Origin of the sequence: Paraburkholderia sp. J11-2 (assembly GCF_905220185.1) — a bacterium.
GTDB lineage: Bacteria > Pseudomonadota > Gammaproteobacteria > Burkholderiales > Burkholderiaceae > Paraburkholderia.
This window is the reverse complement of record NZ_CAJMYY010000066.1, coordinates 1-3,811: the sequence shown is the minus strand read 5'-3', so window position 1 is coordinate 3,811 and position 3,811 is coordinate 1. Positions and strand designations below refer to the sequence as shown.

Genomic DNA, 3,811 nt, shown 5'->3' with positions numbered 1-3,811 from the left:
ATACAACAACCCCTCGACAAGATCCGGGACCAGGTCACCGTTTCTGCTCGACGTGCAAAGCAATCATCTCGGTAATCTCATATCGCGCGTAGTCATTCCATTAACGCGCGTAGCGGGAAATTACACAGCGAGCAAGGTTGCGCAGGATCTCTCGCCCATCATTGAGATCGAGGGAGAACCGTTCGTGCTGGAAACGCCGTTGCTCGGCGCGTTCAGGACGAGTGATCTCGGCCCCGCAATTGGCACGCTCAAGGATGAACAAAGCCGCATCAGTGCCGCGCTTGACCGTCTCTTCGGCGCTTACCGATCCCACTTAATCACCGTCGACAACGCAAAAGTGATAGCGGCAGCATCGGCGACCGGCCCCTGCCATGTCACGGTACCAATGCTTGCCGTGACACGGCCCCACCTGGGGGCGGCGTGGAGAGGAGTGGTCTGAGTGTATCTTGCTCAATCCTCGTTCCAGCATGTCCGTGAGATTCGAATATGACGCGTTGCTGCATGTTGAGGCAGCAGGTCAGACGAAGCTGGAAGTACTACAGGTTTTCCGCACGCTGGTTGATTCTGGTGGCAGATCTCAGTGAACTAGCTTTTTGAGTGTTCGCAGCGAATCGCTAGACCGGGCAAATCACTCCGTGAAAACGCCCAATGTCAATTCCTATTGCTCTCCCAATGTTGAACGCGACAAGCGTGTGCGCCGTGGACTGAGAGTTGGGCAGCGCCGCCGTAACGACGGCGCTGCCCGAGTAAGTGGTTAAGCAGGCTGTCAGCCTGCTTGCTCCCCAGCTTATTGCAAAACGCGGCCTTCTCCCGTCTGTTCATGGTTTGGCGCGGGTGCGTGAGGTTGGTGTCGTGCCTTGCCTAAGCTGCGCCCACTGTCGTTTGTTTCCATGGATGTGAATCGTCACGCCACGTCAGTGTCCCAAACTGCGCCCCGCCTTGCTCTGTGATTGCGTTCACAAGAGCGAATGCGCGACCACCGTCTCCGTCAAGCCCATCACGCGGACCGACTGCCATGCCGCATGGCGTGTCATTATTTTTATTGGCCGCTCGCGCGAGCGATAGGCTACTTATTACCAGGAACCGCGCGAACGAATGTCCGCTCAGTGCAAATGCACGCCGATGGCCCCAACGTCCCTCATCGACGCCGACGTCGAGTACAGGTGTAAATACCCAGTCGGGCTGGTATCGCCTGACGATTGTGTCCGCCAGTTCACTTTCGAGGTCCTGGCAGATCAGGACCACACATCGTCCAAGACTGGCGATGTCCGCGACCACGATGCAATCTCCAGTGGCAGTGTTCTCGAAAAAAGTGGTGGACGAGTCGTCATGCTGCGCGATTGCACATTCCTTCGCTCGATCAGGGCTCATCGTTGCGAGCATGACCTTGCGTTGACGCCATAGCACGGTGCCGACTCCATTCAGAACATGTGACTCATTCCACGGCAGGTTGTACTGGGCGCCGTCGCAATCGGCTGTCAAACCCGAACCACACACAAACAATCTGGGCACAGTTTCGTATTGTGGCAAAAGACCTGCGAGCTGGCCGGCGTCCTGTTCTGAGACGATGAGCTCCGGCGCGATAGCGATATCGATATCCCGCTTTCCCAATTCCGGAAAAATCGTTCGGACACGTTCTGTGATAGAGACGCCCGGCGCCAAGCTGTAGTCGACAAATGATTTAGCATCCAGTGGTGGCAGGTGTCGTCCTGGCGGGAATCTGAACTTTCGGTGGATGTCTCGCGATCACACTCCGCGCGCCCTGGTGACCCCTGCCTTCGGAGACTTCCAGCATATGCGCCAGAAGTGCCAGCGCGTAACCCCAGGCAGCGGCAGGTAAGCGTTCATTCATGACTGGCCCCAGGCAACTGGCGATGAGTTAGCTCGAAGCCCGGGCGTTCGACGTGGTCTGCCGACCGATCCTCGGGTCTCCGGCGACAACCTGGCCTGACTGAAGATGCGCACGCACTCCGCTGGCTTCCGTTGATAAAGTCGGGCTGTCGCGACCATGAAGCATTTGCCTGCCATGTCCGGAAGCGCCAGACTTTGATATGGCGAGGCGGAAGTCCACGAGGAAGTTCCCCGACAGCCCCATCGAATGAGTCGAACACAGCGCACCGACGCGGCACGATTCAGCTCGCCGGTGCATTCGTGACGGGGTTAGCGGCCGCAGTGACGTGTATCCATGGTATCGGCTGGCCAGCGGCGTCTCTGGTCGCTGGGTGCCATGGGCGGGGACGACGGTTGACTGAACGTGCCACGGGAGGCGGCAGATATTGTTCGACGAATGATCCGGACGCGTGCCGTCGAAGCGAAGACACTCTATACTCGATTCCGCGTGATATTTGCGAAGCGTAAGTAGCCGGGGGCTTGCGATGACAAATACGATAACCACTTCTCTTAACCGTTGGTCCACGAGCGAAGTCGCACCGGCCATGCGGTTCGACTACTATGCGAACGCCCTGTCCACTGCACTTACGCCGATGCTGCTGATCGCGGGCAACAGTCGGACGTTCGAATCGCATATGACCGCAGCGCAGGCAGGACCCGTTTGCGTGATCCGGCAAAGCGGCTCTTCGCACAGTGTTCGCCGGGACCCGTTCCATGAAGACCGGGCGCTGGAGCACTCGTGGCATTTGATCGTCAATCTCTCGTCCGCGTGGAATACACACCATCGTGAGGCGGTGCGCCTGCTGCCAGGGGAGATGATCATCGTGGACTCGCGCATGGACTTCATGGTCGAGATCACGGGGCGCTACGACGTCGCGCACTTCAAATTTTCTCCAGCCTGGCTGCGACAGTGGGTACCGGCGCCTGAAGCGCTGGTTGGGCGCCGGATTGCTTCGAATTCCGGATGGGGACGCGTGCTGGGCGCATATCTGGCCGAGCTTTCGCCCGAAGCGATCGATGCGTCGCCGTTGCCGGTGTCGGTCCTGACCGATCACATCGGCGCCCTGCTGGCGCTGATCGCCGCGGAACGTGATCTACCCGCCGCTGTGGCGCAGCGCCGCGACGACTCGCTGCATCGGCGCATCTGCGACTGCATCGCCCAGCGCAGCGCCGAGCCGGGCATCTGCGCCGCGGACATCGCGAGGGAACTCAATATCTCCGTGCGAAGTTTGCACCGCACGCTCGCGGCCCACAGCGAGACGTTCGGCAAGCTCCTGATCGACCGCCGTGCGGCGGTTGCCGTGCGGATGATTCGCTCCAGCATCTGCCGGCGCCTTAGCCTTGCGGAAATAGGCCGGCGCGCGGGGTTCGCAGATCCGTCACACTTCAGCCGGGTCATCTCGAGCCGCTACGGCATGACGCCTTCGCGAATACGGGATGGGGATCAACGCTCGCCCGATGACGCTGAGCAATCGTCTGGCGCGTGAACAGAATCGGCCCTGATTCCGGGGCGTCGTCAACGCTGCGGTGCTTAAACCGTGGTGGTTGCGTGAGCAACCACTTGACCCTCTCTGGTTGTCTGCCAGTCGGGCAATAAAAAGGGTCTTTAAACATGGCCGACTTCCTGAATCACCTGCGCATATTCGTTCGTGTCGTCGAGGCAGGATCGTTTACCGCGGTCGCAAAAGAAAACGACTCCACCGCTGCCCAGATTTCCCGCGCCGTGTCTTCGCTGGAAGAGGAGTTGCAGGCGGTCGTATTGCATCGGACGACGCGCCACCTTTCCGTGACCGACGTGGGCGCGCGGTTCTACGAGCGGGCAAAGGCGATTCTCGGGGAACTCGACAACGCGGCGGACGAAGCGCGCAACGCCACGCAGAAGCCATCGGGGCGCATCCGCGTGCATTCGGCGCCCGGGCTC

General features: G+C 59.9%; 4 protein-coding genes. 3 read left to right on the top strand and 1 reads right to left on the bottom strand.

Features of this window, described 5'->3' with window-relative positions; genetic code table 11:
* Positions 1 to 439: CcdB family protein (locus U5A57_RS41025; RefSeq protein ID WP_321918023.1), on the top strand; the 439-nt coding region annotated here is incomplete at its 5' end.
* Positions 440 to 861: 422 nt separating this feature from the next.
* Here U5A57_RS41025 and U5A57_RS41020 read toward each other — a convergent pair.
* Positions 862 to 1,662: a hypothetical protein gene (locus U5A57_RS41020; protein ID WP_321918021.1), complete on the bottom strand. Its 801-nt coding sequence runs from the start codon at positions 1,660 to 1,662 to the stop codon at positions 862 to 864.
* 821 nt (positions 1,663 to 2,483) lie between these two features.
* On the opposite strand from U5A57_RS41020, the gene U5A57_RS41015 reads away from it, so the two are divergent.
* Both U5A57_RS41015 and U5A57_RS41010 read left to right on the top strand, forming a co-directional pair.
* A complete protein-coding gene (locus U5A57_RS41015; RefSeq protein WP_321918020.1) occupies positions 2,484 to 3,377 on the top strand; it encodes a helix-turn-helix transcriptional regulator in 894 nt (297 codons plus the stop codon).
* Between the two features lie 125 nt (positions 3,378 to 3,502).
* Positions 3,503 to 3,811 (top strand): LysR family transcriptional regulator (locus U5A57_RS41010; RefSeq protein WP_321918019.1); only part of this gene is annotated, 309 nt, incomplete at its 3' end.

Excerpts from the sequence above, each read along its gene's own strand:
- U5A57_RS41015 (WP_321918020.1), top strand. The coding sequence starts at position 2,484 with ATGCTGCTGATCGCGGGCAACAGTCGGACGTTCGAATCGCATATGACC.